This window comes from Anaerobacillus alkalidiazotrophicus (assembly GCF_001866055.1).
Genome location: NZ_MLQS01000030.1, coordinates 188,317 through 204,219 on the forward strand (window position 1 = coordinate 188,317; position 15,903 = coordinate 204,219).

12 protein-coding genes, 1 pseudogene and 1 riboswitch are annotated in these 15,903 nt (G+C 34.8%); of the genes and pseudogenes, 11 read left to right on the forward strand and 2 right to left on the reverse strand.

Features of this window, described 5'->3' with window-relative positions:
• Nucleotides 1-74 precede the first annotated feature (74 nt).
• A riboswitch (SAM riboswitch) is annotated at nt 75-207 on the forward strand.
• Between the two features lie 291 nt (nt 208-498).
• The 11 genes and pseudogenes from metK to speD all read left to right on the forward strand — a co-directional run bounded on the left by metK (nt 499) and on the right by speD (nt 14,287).
• Nucleotides 499-1,704 carry a methionine adenosyltransferase gene (gene metK, locus BKP45_RS17005; protein ID WP_071389787.1) on the forward strand — a complete coding sequence of 402 codons (1,206 nt, stop codon included), beginning with the start codon at nt 499-501 and terminating at the stop codon, nt 1,702-1,704.
• Nucleotides 1,705-1,827: 123 nt separating this feature from the next.
• A pseudogene (locus tag BKP45_RS21820) lies at nt 1,828-2,010 on the forward strand (IS1595 family transposase); the annotation flags it as partial.
• 130 nt (nt 2,011-2,140) lie between these two features.
• Nucleotides 2,141-2,392: a SunI/YnzG family protein gene (locus BKP45_RS17010; RefSeq protein ID WP_071389788.1), complete on the forward strand. Its 252-nt coding sequence runs from the start codon at nt 2,141-2,143 to the stop codon at nt 2,390-2,392.
• A 547-nt stretch (nt 2,393-2,939) separates the two neighbouring features.
• Nucleotides 2,940-4,961, forward strand: coding sequence for a 1,4-alpha-glucan branching protein GlgB (gene glgB, locus BKP45_RS17015; RefSeq protein ID WP_071389789.1), 2,022 nt, complete (start codon nt 2,940-2,942; stop codon nt 4,959-4,961).
• A complete protein-coding gene (locus BKP45_RS17020; RefSeq protein ID WP_071390144.1) occupies nt 4,876-6,045 on the forward strand; it encodes a glucose-1-phosphate adenylyltransferase in 1,170 nt (389 codons plus the stop codon). Before glgB ends, BKP45_RS17020 begins: the two co-directional genes overlap by 86 nt.
• A gap of 16 nt (nt 6,046-6,061) precedes the next feature.
• Nucleotides 6,062-7,165, forward strand: coding sequence for a glucose-1-phosphate adenylyltransferase subunit GlgD (gene glgD, locus BKP45_RS17025; protein ID WP_071389790.1), 1,104 nt, complete (start codon nt 6,062-6,064; stop codon nt 7,163-7,165).
• Between the two features lie 19 nt (nt 7,166-7,184).
• A complete protein-coding gene (glgA, locus tag BKP45_RS17030; protein ID WP_084787917.1) occupies nt 7,185-8,612 on the forward strand; it encodes a glycogen synthase GlgA in 1,428 nt (475 codons plus the stop codon).
• Between the two features lie 53 nt (nt 8,613-8,665).
• Nucleotides 8,666-11,098: a glycogen/starch/alpha-glucan phosphorylase gene (locus BKP45_RS17035; protein WP_071390145.1), complete on the forward strand. Its 2,433-nt coding sequence runs from the start codon at nt 8,666-8,668 to the stop codon at nt 11,096-11,098.
• Nucleotides 11,099-11,453: 355 nt separating this feature from the next.
• On the forward strand, nt 11,454-12,227 hold the full coding sequence (locus BKP45_RS17040; protein WP_071389792.1) for an alpha/beta fold hydrolase: 774 nt from the start codon (nt 11,454-11,456) through the stop codon (nt 12,225-12,227).
• Nucleotides 12,228-12,262: 35 nt separating this feature from the next.
• Nucleotides 12,263-13,321, forward strand: coding sequence for a tetraprenyl-beta-curcumene synthase family protein (locus BKP45_RS17045; protein ID WP_071389793.1), 1,059 nt, complete (start codon nt 12,263-12,265; stop codon nt 13,319-13,321).
• A 159-nt stretch (nt 13,322-13,480) separates the two neighbouring features.
• On the forward strand, nt 13,481-14,287 hold the full coding sequence (gene speD / locus BKP45_RS17050; RefSeq protein WP_071389794.1) for an adenosylmethionine decarboxylase: 807 nt from the start codon (nt 13,481-13,483) through the stop codon (nt 14,285-14,287).
• 77 nt (nt 14,288-14,364) lie between these two features.
• Here speD and BKP45_RS17055 read toward each other — a convergent pair whose 3' ends face one another.
• Both BKP45_RS17055 and BKP45_RS17060 read right to left on the reverse strand, forming a co-directional pair.
• On the reverse strand, nt 14,365-14,937 hold the full coding sequence (locus BKP45_RS17055) for a class I SAM-dependent methyltransferase (protein ID WP_071389795.1): 573 nt from the start codon (nt 14,935-14,937) through the stop codon (nt 14,365-14,367).
• Nucleotides 14,938-14,943: 6 nt separating this feature from the next.
• Complete coding sequence (locus BKP45_RS17060; protein WP_139193814.1) at nt 14,944-15,897, reverse strand: TIGR01212 family radical SAM protein; 954 nt, start codon at nt 15,895-15,897, stop codon at nt 14,944-14,946.
• Nucleotides 15,898-15,903 lie beyond the last annotated feature (6 nt).

Here is a 15,903-nt window from a genome sequence, read left to right on the forward strand (position 1 = left end):
ACAAAATCGGCGCTGTCAACTAAAAATGATTGACATTGTTAGACACGTATTATATGATATGTCCCGAACGGATACTCTTATTCCGAGTCGGTGGAGGGACAGGCCCAATGAAACCCGGCAACCAACACTTCGTGTAAGTTTATATCTTCACGTTACATATAGTGAAAAGGTGCTAACCTGCAAGACTTATGTCTTGATCGATAAGAGGCGAAAGGCGGATAATCAAAACCTTTTCCTCTATAAGGAAAAGGTTTTTCATATGGGGCTGAATTCAAGAGGCCACACATCTAATTTGTTTTGGGTAAATTAAGTGTGTGAAGTCGTACATGAATTAACCTATTACTTAGTGTAATCATTACGAAGATGGAAAAGCTAAGTTAAAGAAGGAAAAGATTTGTTCTTTCAATACAATATTCTGTTTGACTTTTTTAGTCATAGGGAAAATGAGTACCGTATCAAAGAAGTGCATATCCTAAAGGGGATAAAGGAGGTACAAACATGTCAGAAAAGAAAAAACGTCATTTATTTACATCAGAATCAGTTACAGAAGGTCATCCGGACAAAATTTGTGACCAAATTTCTGATTCCATTCTTGATGCTATTTTAGCTAATGATCCTAATGCACGAGTTGCTTGTGAAACATCAGTAACAACAGGATTAGTACTTGTAGCAGGGGAGATTACAACGTCTACATATGTTGACATTCCAAAGATCGTACGTGAAACGGTTCGGGAAATTGGTTATACTCGTGCTAAATACGGATTTGACTCAGAAACTTGTGCTGTTTTAACATCGATTGACGAACAGTCTCCAGATATTGCTCAAGGTGTTAACCAGGCTTTAGAAGCACGTGAAGGTCAAATGACTGATGCTGAAATCGAAGCAATCGGTGCGGGAGATCAGGGGTTAATGTTTGGTTATGCTGATAATGAAACACCTGAATTAATGCCACTACCAATTTCCCTTGCTCATAAACTTGCCCGTCGCTTAACAGAAGTAAGAAAAGAGGAAATTCTTCCTTATTTACGTCCCGATGGGAAAACACAGGTAACAGTAGAGTATGATGAAAATGGTAAACCAGTACGCATTGATACGATTGTTATTTCAACTCAACATCACCCGGAAGTTACTCTAGAACAAATCCAACGAAATTTAAAAGAGTATGTTATTAAACCAGTGGTTCCAGCCAATTTAATTGATGATGAGACAAAGTACTTCATTAACCCAACAGGTCGATTTGTTATCGGTGGGCCTCAAGGGGATGCAGGTTTAACTGGGCGTAAAATAATTGTTGATACGTATGGTGGTTACGCTCGTCATGGTGGGGGAGCTTTTTCTGGTAAAGATCCTACAAAAGTGGATCGTTCTGCAGCTTATGCAGCTCGTTATGTTGCAAAGAACATTGTAGCGGCAGGACTTGCTGATCGCTGTGAAGTTCAACTTGCTTATGCTATTGGTGTAGCTCAACCAGTTTCCATTTCTATCGATACATTTGGAACTGGTAAAGTGACTGAAGAAGTACTAGTAGAGGTTGTTCGTAACAACTTTGATCTTCGTCCAGCTGGTATTATTAAAATGTTAGATTTACGTCGTCCAATCTACAAACAAACTGCTGCATACGGACATTTTGGACGAACAGATATTGAATTACCATGGGAATTCACAGATAAAGCTGAGGCATTAAAAGCTCAAGCATTAAAATAAATTTAAAAAACAGGTAGTTGTTATTAATAACAACTACCTGTTTTTTTTAGAGAATGCTCTGTTATAAAACTATGTACGAAGGTGATTTGTATGGCTTTGAGAGAAATTATTAAAGAGATTGAGCAACTATACCATATTTAAAATGTGATTAACTATCACAGCCGTCTCAAAGGATGGATTGACCGTTTTAATGGTGTAGCTACTAAATACCTCGACTATTATTTGAGTTGGTTTCAATTCTTGGATAATATTAAGCATCGAAATGACGATACTACTATTAGTAAGATGATTAATGAGAGTTGTTGATTTTCCACGAATGTAACTAACGAGAGTATTAGAAAAATAGAAATATTAAACGAAACTTTATCAATGTAATACCGTATATGTATTTAGAACTAATTGTATTATTTATTTTGGCTATAAGGAGTTGAAGTTTATGTTGGGTATAAATGTAAAAAAATCTAATGGCATAGTTATTATTAAGTGGCAGTTATCGAAGGTGGAAATTCCTACATCTGAAATTATCGATGTATCTTTAGACGATACGTATGGTGGTGAGGAAAAAGAAGCTATTAGGATTGGCACACCATATGGAACCACCGATAGATTAGTAATTAAGACGAAGACAAAGACTTATATTCTTTACACCACAAATCCTACTTCCATCAAAAACAAAATACTGTCATAAAAGGAACCTATAGTGGTTCCTTTTCATTTTTCATAATTATCAACAATAAAATTTAACAGAGCCTAGAGAATTAATGTTATAAACAGGAAAAATATACCTATTTGTAACGTTTTTCTCCCGTTTTCTGGAAAAAACAACGTGACTTCCGTTAAGGGTCTTTCGTTCGGGAAAAAAACATATGTATTTTTCTTGTTATTATTTCGCACTTCTTGGCACCTTTTCACTGTGAAAAAGATCGAAATATGAATTTTTATGTCAAAAAAACGAATACAATTCAGAAAAATATCGATTTTGTGCGATAAAACAAATAATTTGTTGTAAGAAATTAGTAACACTTTGCTAGTAGATTTATTTACAATAAATTTAGTGAAACTAGTTATTTTAAAAAGGATTTTGTCTCAAAGGTGTCGAAAAAATACATAAATACCTAATTTTGTATAAGTGGATTTCAATGTTCGTAAGAGTCCATTAATAAAATGTTTTTTTCTGCTCGGATAAAGTCATATTAAATCTAGTATCAAAAGTAAAAAGTGTAGGGGAGAAGATAATGACAGATATAAAACTTAGTGATCACGACCTTTATTTATTTCATCAAGGTAATTTGTTTCATAGTTACAATTTTATGGGTGCGCACATTTCTAAAGAGAAAGGGGAAAAGGGTGTCCGCTTTACGGTGTGGGCTCCTAATGCTGTCGAAGTAAGAGTAGTGGGCAGTTTTAATCATTGGAATGGTTATGAACATAAAATGGAAAAAATAACCGACAATGGAATTTGGACGATGTTTATACCAGGTCTTAAAGAGGGAGATTTGTATAAGTACGAAATTCTAGCAAAATCAGGTGAGGTATTTCAAAAGTCAGATCCATACGCTTTTTACTCCGAATTACGACCAAATACTGCCTCGAAAGTAACTTCTCTAAGAGGATATAAGTGGAATGATGATGAATGGCAACAAAAGAAGATGGAAAGAAACGTTTATGAGGAAGCTCTCCTAATTTATGAAGTTCATTTAGGTTCATGGAAGTTAAACGAAGAAGGTGAGTTTTTAACATATCGAGAGCTTGCACATGAACTTGTCGATTATGTGAGTGAGATGGGCTACACTCATATTGAAATTTTACCTATCAATGAGCATCCGTATGACCGTTCATGGGGTTACCAATTAACTGGATATTATTCAGTGACTAGTCGTTTTGGTACACTGGATGATTTTAAATATTTCGTTGATATGTGTCATCAAAAAGGTATTGGTGTCATTCTTGATTGGGTACCAGGGCATTTTTGTAAAGATGCTCACGGCCTTCGACTTTTTGATGGTGGTCCTGTTTTTGAATATGAAGATATACATAAAGCTGAGAAAAAAGAATGGGGTACACTTACGTTTGATTTTGGAAGACCAGAAGTTCAGTCATTTTTAATTTCTAACGCTCTGTTTTGGATGGATTTATTTCATATTGATGGACTTCGAGTAGATGCTGTTTCTAGTATGCTTTATTATAATCACGGAAAAAGTGATGATGATGTAGATGTTAGAAATATATATGGTGGTTATGAAAACTTAGAAGCCATTTCATTTATTAGAAAATTAAACGAAACGGTTTTCCATTATTATCCTAATGCTTTAATGATGGCCGAAGAATCAACAGCATGGCCGAATGTTAGCGGACCAACGTATTTAGGAGGGCTAGGTTTTAACTTTAAGTGGAACATGGGTTGGATGAATGACATGCTTAAATACATGGAAATGGATCCGATTTATCGAAAGTTTCACCATAATCTCATTACTTTCTCGTTCTTTTATGCCTATTCAGAGAATTTCCTTTTACCAATGTCTCACGATGAAGTAGTTCATGGAAAAAAATCTTTATTAAACAAAATGCCAGGAGATTATTGGCAAAAGTTTGCTAATTTAAGAGCATTTTATGGATATATGGCTGCGCATCCAGGTAAGAAGCTATTGTTTATGGGTAGTGAATTCGGTCAATTTTCTGAATGGAAGGACCTTGAAGACTTAGATTGGGAAATACTTGGATATGAAATGCATGGAAAGATGCAAAAATTTGTAAATCAATTGAATAAGTTTTACTTGAATGAACCAGCTTTTTGGGAGCAGGATCATGAACATCAAGGTTTTCAATGGATTGATCCAAATAATTACGAACAAAGTATTGTTTCTTTTATTAGGAAAGGACATAAGGAAAATGAACAATTAATCATTTTATGCAATTTTACACCTGTCGTTTACCATGATTATAAAATTGGTGTTCCATTCTATGCTGATTACGTTGAAGAGTTTAATAGCGATAGTATGGAGTTTGGCGGATCGGGTCAAAAGAATGAAGGTATTAGAAAAGCAATTGATGAAAATTGGCATAATCAACCTTACTCGATACAAGTAACAATTCCGCCGTTATCATTCGTTGTTTTTCGTCCAACAAACATACAAGTAAAACCAAAAACTAAGGGGGGCAAACAAGATGGAAATGAAAATGAAAAAAGAGTGCGTCGCAATGTTACTAGCAGGGGGAGAAGGGAAAAGACTAGGACGGTTAACGAAAAACTTAGCTAAACCAGCTGTTTACTTTGGTGGTAAATATAGAATTATTGATTTTCCATTAAGTAATTGTACGAATTCTGGGATTGATACAGTAGGCGTTCTCACCCAATACTCACCACTTATTTTAAACTCTTATATTGGTATAGGCTCTGATTGGAGTTTAGACCGTAAACATGGTGGTGTGTCGGTACTTCCTCCTTTCCAAGCCCAAGGTGGCGGTGGTTGGTATAGTGGTACGGCAGATGCAATCTACCAAAATATTAATTTTATTGAACAATATAATCCGAAATATGTCCTTGTTTTGTCAGGAGACCATATTTATAAGATGAATTATGCAAAAATGCTAAAATACCATAAAGAACAAGAGGCTGATGTTACAATTTCTGTTATCCAAGTACCTTGGGAAGAAGCAAGTCGTTTTGGTATATTAAATACCAATGACGATTTACGGATTCATACCTTTGACGAAAAGCCAGCTGAACCGAAAAGTAACTTAGCTTCCATGGGTATTTACATTTTTAACTGGGAATTGTTAAAAAGTTACCTATTGGAAGATGCAAAAAAACTAGAATCAAGTCATGATTTTGGTAAGGATTTATTACCTACTATGTTAAATGATGGAAAGCGTTTATATGCTTATGAGTTTGAAGGTTATTGGAAAGATGTAGGTACGGTTGATAGCTTATGGGAAGCGAACATGGATTTGTTAGCTGATGAGCCACAATTCAATTTAAATGATACTAATTGGCGCATGTATTCTGTAAACCCTAACCAACCACCACAATATATTTCACGAAGTTCAACTGTCAATCAGAGTCTTATTAATGAGGGCTGCTTAGTATATGGGAATATTGATCACTCTATATTGTTTTATGGAGTCGAGGTAGGAGAAGGAAGTAGTATTAAGGATTCTGTCATTATGCCTAATGTAAAAATTGGTAAAAATGTCGTAATTGAAAAAGCGATTATCGCTGAAAACACGATCATTGAAGATGATGTAATCATTCGCCCTGAACCGGGGAGAGAATCAGAGATTACGCTGATAGGTGAAAATAGTGTCATTACGGCAGAAGCTGCTGTCCATACTAACGTATAAATTGGGGGTCTAAAAGATGGAGATTATGGGAGTCATTAATCTAGATAACGAGCAAGAGTTTTTAAACGAATTAACGTATTTTCGCTGCGGGGCAGCAGTGCCATTTGGTGGAAGGTACCGTCTAATTGATTTTGTCATTTCAAATATGACAAACTCTGGAATGATAGATATTGCTGTTTTTACAAGACACAAATATCGTTCGCTCATGGATCATCTTGGTAAGGGTAAAGCATGGGATTTAGATATGAAATACGGTGGATTGTTTATCCTACCGCCAGACTGGAATGATCCAACTGATATTTCAAAAGGTGATTTACAGCATTTTCATAATAATCTAGATTATTTCTATCGAGGTAAAGCAGAATACGTATTAATTTCTGGAAGTCAACATATAGGGAATATAGATTACAAAGAAGTCTATGAACAACACGTAAAAACTGGTGCTGATGTGACTCTCATTCATAAAAAAGTAGATATGTTAGAACCGGAACATAAGCAATGCCAGAAGCTTGAAGTTACTCCTGAAGGCCGAGTAATAAAAGTAACAAACGAAGAGTACAACAATAACGTGTACATGAACATGTACCTAATTAATAAGAAGGTACTTTTGCAGATGCTTGAATACGGTATTGCTCACGGCGCGACTCACTTTTTTAACGATTGTATCGTAAAAGAACTTCAAAATTTAAATGTCCAGTCCTTTGAATATAAGGGTACTCACTCAGTGATTAACTCAGTTCAAAGTTACTACAAAAATAGCTTACGTTTACTAGACCCTATACATTATAGAAAGTTATTTTTTGGAGAACAAACAATTTATACAAAGGTAAAAAATGAACCGCCAGCGAAATATTTACAAGGAGCTAATGTATCAAATTCATTAGTGGGTAACGGCTGCCTTATTGAAGGTACTGTAGAAAATAGTATTTTGTTCCGTGGAGTTGTTGTTCAAAAAGGTGCAGTTGTGAAAAATTCTATTATTATGCAACGTTGTGAAATTAAGGAAGGTTCAATTGTGGAAAATGTAATTCTTGATAAAGATGTTTCATTATCAGAAGGTAAGCGATTAATTGGGAACGAACATTTACCGTTTGTTATTCCGAAAAGAAAAGTAATATAAAGTTAGGAGATGTTTAATGATGAAAGTCCTATTCGTTGCTACAGAGTGTACCCCGTTTATAAAGACAGGTGGATTGGCTGATGTAGTTGGTGCTTTGCCAAAAGAACTACAAAAAGAAGGAGTAGATGTACGCGTCGTACTTCCAAAATATGAAAAAATCTCACAGGACTTTAAAAACGAGATGGAACACATATACAGTGGAGGTGCACCAGTAGGATGGCGAAATCAATTCTTAGGTGTAGAGGTGCTCGTAAAAGATGACATCACGTATTACTTCATTGACAATGAATATTATTTTAAACGAGTAGGACTTTACGGGTATTATGACGATGGTGAGCGCTTTGCTTATTTTAACCGAGCGGTATTAGAGATGCTTCCTCAAGTTGATTTTCAACCTGATGTTATTCATTGCCATGATTGGCAGGCGTCTCTAATTCCGTTATTCTTAAAAACACATTACAGAAATAATTCCTTCTATCAAGAGATTAAAACTATGTTTACCGTTCATAACTTGAAATATCAGGGGATTTTCCCGAAAGAAGTCCTACCTGAGTTACTTGGTTTAGGGGACGAGCATATGGGTGGTGTAGAGTTTGATGGTTGTGTAAACTACCTTAAAGGTGCACTATTCCATGCAGATGTATTAACGACAGTAAGTGAAACATATGCAAATGAAATACAAGATCCTTATTATGGAGAAAAGCTAGACGGGTTACTACGTGATCGCTCAAATGATTTATGTGGAATTATTAACGGACTTGATTACACAGAATATGATCCAATGAAGGATGAAAATTTGTCGTTCCCTTATCGGAGTTCGAAAGTTAAAAAACAAAAAAATAAGCTGCAATTACAAGAGCAACTTGGGCTTCCGCAGTCTGCAGATACTCCAATGCTAGCTATTGTTACAAGACTAGTAGAACAAAAGGGTCTTGACCTTGTCACTAGTATTTTTGACGATCTAATGAAAAATGATGTGCAATTTGTAATTTTAGGTACTGGCGATTATGAGTATGAGCAATTTTTCCGTGACGCAGCTTATCGCTACCCGGAGAAAGTGTCAACTCACATTACGTTTAACGAGGGATTTGCTCGTAGAATTTATGCAGCTAGTGATATGTTTCTTATGCCTTCGAGATTTGAGCCTTGTGGTATCGGTCAGTTAATAGCTCTACGTTATGGAAGTGCACCAATTGTCCGAGAAACAGGTGGACTTGTTGATACTGTTACCCCTTTTGATGAAGAGAGTTTACAAGGGAATGGATTTAGTTTTTCGAATTACAATGCGCATGACATGCTTTTCACTATTAATAGGGCAATTTCAATCTACAATGATTCTTCACTATGGACAGCCTTATTAAAAAACATGACAAAGTCTGATAATAGTTGGAACAGGTCTGCAAAAGCATACAATCAACTTTATCACAATCTAATAGGAGTAAACTAATGAGTATTAATAATAGCGTGAACCGTAGAGGTGTAAGTTTGGAGAGATCTAATATGTTTAGTGACAAAGAAGTCTTTAAAAAAGAGTTTATCGAAACACTAGAATATACAAGTAGCAAAACTCTTGATGAGGCCTCACCGATAAATTTATACAATACACTAGGAACTATGATCCGAAGTTACGTAAGTAAAAATTGGATTAATACAATAAAAACTTATCAGCAATCTGGGGAAAAACAAGTTTATTATTTTTCAATGGAGTTTTTACTTGGAAGACTACTACAATCTAATATGCTTAACTTAAACATATTAAATATTGTAAAAGAAGGTCTTGATGATCTTGGAGTTAATATTGATGCTATCGTTGAACAAGAACATGATGCGGGACTTGGAAACGGTGGTCTTGGACGTTTGGCAGCGTGTTTCTTAGATTCAATTGCATCTCTACAATTACCAGGTCATGGTTGTGGAATCCGGTATAAATACGGACTCTTTGAACAAAAGCTGGTTGACGGTTATCAATTGGAGTTACCGGACTACTGGTTAAAAGAAGATTATGTCTGGGAAGTACGTCGTACTGACCGTTCTGTTCATGTTCGTTTTGGTGGTCATGTAGAAATGAACCAAGATAATGGTGAACTAACATTTGAACATAAGAACTATGAAACTGTTTTAGCGGTACCGTACGATGTCCCTATTGTAGGTTTTGATAATAATACGGTCAATACGTTACGTTTGTGGAGTGCCGAACCAGTCATTACTGGATACGATATGTATACATCTGATCGTGAAAATTATTATAAATTTCTAAATTATAAACGCTCTATAGAAACTATTTCAGAATTTTTATATCCTGATGATTCTCATTTTGAAGGAAAGAAACTTCGCTTAAAGCAACAATATTTCTTAGTTTCTGCTGGCTTACAAAGTATTCTTCAATCTTATAAACGTAAAATAAAAGCTAGTTTACGAGATTTACCTGAAAAAATCGTTTTACACATTAATGATACTCATCCTGCCCTTATTGTTCCCGAACTGATGAGAATATTAATTGATGAGGAAGGCTTTAGTTGGGAAGATGCTTGGCGGATCACTACACAAACGTGTGCTTATACTAATCACACAACATTAGTCGAGGCTTTAGAAAAGTGGCCTATAAGTCTATTTAAAGAACTACTTCCACGTATCTACATGATAGTTGAAGAGATTAATGAAAGATTTTGTCGTGATCTTTGGCTCAAATATCCAGGTGAATATAATAGAATCTCAGAACTGGCAATTATTGCGGATGAACAAGTCAGAATGGCCCATTTAGCGATCGTTGGTTCATTTAGCGTAAATGGAGTAGCAAAGCTACACACAGACATATTAAAAGAACGAGAGATGAATAATTTTTATCAAGTATATCCTGAGAAATTTAATAATAAAACGAATGGAATTACTCATCGTCGTTGGTTAATGAGCGCTAACCCGAAGCTTGCAAGTCATATTACAGACGCAATTGGAACACGGTGGATTAAGCAACCAAGGGATTTAATTGGATTGTTAAAATATGCCAATGATTCCAGTTTTCAAGAAAAGGTATCGCAAGTTAAACTTGATAATAAAATTGCTCTAGCAAAATATATAAAAGCTCAGACTGGCATAGTGGTGGACGAGCATTCCATTTTCGACGTTCAGGTAAAAAGACTTCATGCATATAAACGGCAGTTGCTTAATGTATTTCATATTATGGAGCTTTATAATTTATTAAGGGAAAATCCCAACTTAGACATAGTTCCGAGAACATTTATTTTTGGGGCTAAAGCAGCACCAAGTTATTTCTTTGCAAAAGAAATTATTAAGCTTATAAATACTGTTGCTAATGTTGTGAATAACGATCCACATATTCAAGGCAAACTTAAGGTAGTATTTCTTGAAAATTATGGTGTTTCAATTGCGGAGAAAATTATTCCAGCAGCAGATGTAAGTGAGCAAATTTCCACAGCCAGTAAAGAAGCATCAGGTACAGGTAATATGAAATTCATGATGAATGGAGCATTAACGATAGGAACCCTTGACGGTGCTAACGTAGAAATATGTGATATGGTAGGAAGAGACAATATCTTTATTTTTGGGTTAACATCTGAAGAAGTATTAAATTATTATAGTCATGGTGGTTATGTAGCAAGGTCGATTTATAATAATGATCCAAGAGTACGTACAGTCCTTGACCAACTAATGGATGGATTTTGTGGGAATGATAAAGTTGAGTTTAAAGATATTTATTACCACATTCTATCAAACAATGACGAATATTTCGTACTGAAAGACTTTGATAATTATGTAGAAACTCATCAGAAGGTCGATCTAACTTACCGAGATCAAAAGGATTGGGTAAAAAAATCAATTGTTAATATTGCCCATTCCGGAAAGTTTTCAAGTGACCGGACAATAGGAGAATATGCTACAGACATTTGGGGAATTAGACCTGTTATAATAAAATAAGAATAAAAATAGCTTAGGGTTTATATTCCCTAGGCTATTTTTATTCTTAAAATCGTCATTTCTTTTACTATATCTTCACTTAGTTTTCTCTTTCGTTTATGTTATTTTTTAGTTAGTATAATATTTATAAATAGGTTTTAAACCTATTTTAGGAGGGTACTATCCCTACCTAAAAACATAAGAGAAGCAAAAAAACGTAGATAAGTAGAAATAACACTCGTTAAACTACCAGCTTATTGAATTGTTTCACCAAAAAAGAATTCAACGTACGTTTATTAAGCGGATTCTAATTTAAACTAAATAAATAATTTCATTGTTTTAATTGCGAAATAAATTTAAAGGGGGAAGGGAATAGATGTGGGAGTGGGAGGCAAAAGAAGCAAAGGGAGTATTTGTTATTGTCCATGGCGCTAATGAATATCATGTACGCTATAAATGGTTAATTGAAAAGCTGAATAATAGTGGATTTCACGTAGTTATGGGGGATTTACCAGGACACGGAGTAAATCCCATAAGTCAAGGCCATATACATTCATTTTCTGAGTATATTGATACCGTTGAAAAATGGTATGAACGTGCTGTGCAATTTCATCTACCCATTTTCATACTTGGCCATAGTATGGGAGGGTTAGTGCTAATACAAACGATGATAAAAAAGAAATTTAATGTTTGTGCGGTTATTTTATCCTCACCATGCTTAGGTCTGACTAATCCACCTTCAAGACTAAAACATTGTAGTGCTTATCTCATACATAAAATTTACCCGAAATTTCGACTTCCAACAAATTTAGCAGAAGGTACTCGGTGTAAAGAAATGATACAACGAGATGATAATGATCCTCATCTTGTTAAAAAGGTATCTGTTCGTTGGTATTTCGAATTAACAAATGCAATGGAAAGTAGTCTTCATGAAGTTAGTAATTTTCCTAATGTCCCCGTACTTGTCTTACAAGGTGGTAATGATTTGATCGTAGATAAAAGCGTGGTAATTCAGTGGTTCAATCAACTAAAAAATACAGAAAAATATTATAAAGAATGGCCAGGACTTTACCACGAAGTGTTTAATGAACCAGAAAAGGAAAAAGTGTTTCGTGTAACAAAGACATTTACCGAGATGCATTTAAAATAAATTCGGTAGCTTTTTAAGGAGGAAATCAAAGTAAAATGAGTATCCCGAAAAAACCATTATCAATGATGATAAAAATTTATAAAGAAGTCTTGCCAAGAGTTCATTATTATTTAAATGAGTGGAAAGAAAAAGCAAACAATATTCCAAATCCTGAACTTCGCAAACAAGCATTAGCAAGTATTGAGACTAAGACATTTCATTGTGAGGGGGGAAGCATTTACGGTCTTTTAGCAGAGGAAGAAATAGATAAAGTCATTCGTTTTATCGTAGCCTATCAAACTATAAGTGATTATTTAGATAATCTATGTGATCGTAGTACCTCATTAGATCCAAATGATTTTGAAGCATTGCATAATTCAATGCTCCATGCATTAACGCCAGGAGCTGTTTTAGAAGATTATTATCGGCACCGAGAAGAAAAAGATGATGGTGGCTATTTACATGAATTAGTTATGGCCTGTCAAGATGTTATTTCTACGTTACCGGCTTATGAGAATATTTATCCATGTAATATAGAACTCGCTAAATATTATTGTGATTTACAAATCCATAAGCATGTGAAAAAAGAAGATAGAGTTCCACGGTTAGAAAAATGGTTTAATAGTCATAAAGATAAATTACCCGCTATGGCTTGGTATGAATTTTCCGCTTGTGCAGGTTCGACGTTAGGAATTTTTTGTCTAACTTCTTATGCAACAAAACCTAATTTCTCAAAAAAAGATGCAATTTCTGTTAAAGAAAGTTATTTTCCTTGGGTGCAAGGATTGCATATTATGTTAGATTATTTTATCGACCAGGAAGAAGATCGGATAGGTGGCGATTTAAACTTTTGTTTTTACTATGAGGATGAGAAAGAATTACTTAATCGTCTTGAACATTTTGCAGTTGAGGCAGACAAAAGTATTAATAATTTACCACATCAACAATTTCATTACTTCATCAATAAAGGTTTGATGGCTATATATTTAGCAGATGAAAAGGTAAGAAGTCAAAAGCAGGTGAAGGAAATATCGAAGCGATTAATTCGTGTAGGTGGTAGCTCTACATTGTTCTTCTTTATTAATGGATGGATTTATCGAAGATTAAAAAAATAGTAAATTATCCCTCTTCAGTTAGGAAATGAAGATATTCTATGTTCATTATGAATTGACCCGTTTTTTATTTAAAAGAATGGGTAAGATAATAAAAAAGATGACATGATTCTTAGCTGGGGATTTGAGAATATCAATATTACTGATAAGGGGAAATTTACTGTGAAACTTACTCCAGAACAGCGAATAACTTTACACGGATTTAATAATTTAACAAAGTCTCTAAGTTTTAATATGTATGACATTTGTTTTACAAAGACAAAGGAAGAGCGGGAAGCTTATATCGCGTACATAGATGAACAATATAGTGCTGATAGCTTAACTAAAACTCTTAGTCATGTTTCAGAAATCATTGGCGCCCATGTATTAAATATTGCGAAACAAGACTACGTTCCTCAAGGGGCTAGTGTTACAATGCTTGTGTCTGAGGGGCCTGTTGTAGAAGTGCCTACGGAATCCTATGAAGAATCGCCAGGACCTTTACCTACTGCCGTTACGATGCAGTTAGATAAAAGTCATATCACTGTTCATACATATCCTGAATATCATCCAAGTGAAGGAATAAGTACATTTAGAGCAGATATTGATGTTGCTACATGTGGAGAAATCTCTCCGTTAAAAGCTTTAAATTATTTAATTCATTCTTTTGAAACGGATGTTATGACAATGGATTACCGCGTTCGTGGATTTACAAGAGATATTAGTGGTCAGAAATTGTTTATTGATCATGAGATTAATTCAATCCAAAATTACATACCAGATGAAATTAAAAAGCTATATGATATGATCGATGTTAACGTTTATCCAGAAAATATTTTCCATACGAAGTGTAAGTTGAAAAAATTTGACTTAAATAATTATTTATTCGGGTATAAAAAAGAGAAACTAGAGCCAAAAGAAGTAAGGGAAATTGAAGAACGACTGAAAGCTGAAATGGATGAAATATTTTATGGGAAGAATATGGTTTAAACACAGATAAATAAGGGTACGGAAAAAAGAGCGTCCACTTGGACGCTCTTTTCATTCGATATGGTAATGAGCTATTGTTATCTTTTTTCGATAGCAATAATAAAAGGAGGATCATTTTTTTGGTTTAAAAATTGATAAGTTAACACGTGAGCTTTTGTTTGATCCATATTTGATACAAAGTGAAGGAGTTCATCCTTTTCTTTTTTCCCTTCATTGTGTCCATGGTAAACCACAAGGACAATAATCCCTTCTTTTTTTAACATAGAGAATATGTCACTGATAGCCTTTATTGTCGTTTCAGGGATTGTTACAATTTCTTTATTTCCACCAGGTAAGTAACCAAGGTTAAAAATAGCACAAGCAATTTCCCCATGATGTTTTTCGGGTATAACTGTTTTAACCATTTCATGGCCCTTCTGAAAAAGCGTTACTCCGGAAAGGCAATTATGTTCTGTTAATCGTTGTTTTGTTTTATTTATCGCAGCCTCTTGAATATCAAATCCGTAAACATGACCTAGCTCACCAACAAGGTTTGCTAAATATAACGTGTCATGTCCATTGCCAGTAGTTCCATCGATAACAATATTCCCTTGTTGAACAGCATTGCTAATGAGTTTTCTTGCAAATGGTAGAACACCTAGAACTTTCATTTATTCTTAACCCCTTTGAAAATATTTACCTTGCCAACTATTGCGTTTTTTTAATTCGGCATCAATAGCATTGAGTACTTCCCATTTGTTTAAACTCCACATCGGACCTATCATTAAATCGCTTGGACCATCACCTGTCAACCGGTGAATGACCATTTCGGGTGGGAGTACTTCTAGCTGATCACATACAAGGTTAATGTACGTAGGTAAATCCATAAATTCAAGTAAGCCTTTTTCGTATTGCTTAACCATCGCAGTTTTTCGTAAAAGATGAAGTAGGTGAATTTTGATTCCTTGAACGTCAAGTTTTGCAACTTCTTTAGCTGTTTCCATCATCATCTCATAATTTTCAAGAGGAAGCCCGTTAATAATATGGGAACAAATACGAATGTTGTGCTTTCTTAATTTTTCTACACCATCAACATACGTTTGATAATCATGGGCTCGGTTGATTAAGTCTGCTGTTCGTTGGTGAACGGTTTGTAAACCTAACTCTACCCATAAGTATGTTCGTTTATTTAACTCTCCCAAATATTCAACAACATCGTCTGGAAGGCAATCGGGTCTTGTAGCGATTGAAAGACCTACAACATCATCTTGTTGTAAAATGACTTCATACATTTCTCTTAGTTCTTCCACTGGAGCATAAGTGTTCGTATAAGCTTGAAAGTACCCAAGGTATTTACCAGTTGGCCATTTTTTATGCATTTTTTCTTTAATTGTATTGAATTGTGTAACGAGATCATCTTTTCGGTCACCAGCAAAATCTCCGGAGCCTCGCTCACTACAAAATGTACAACCACCACTAGCGACACGTCCGTCACGGTTAGGGCAATCAAATCCTGCATCTAACGGTATTTTAAATATTTTTTCGCCAAATTGTTGGCGAAGATGGAAGTTCCATGAATGGTAGCGTTTGTCTCCAAACATAATAGGCACTTGTTGATCGATAGATTTCATAGTTGT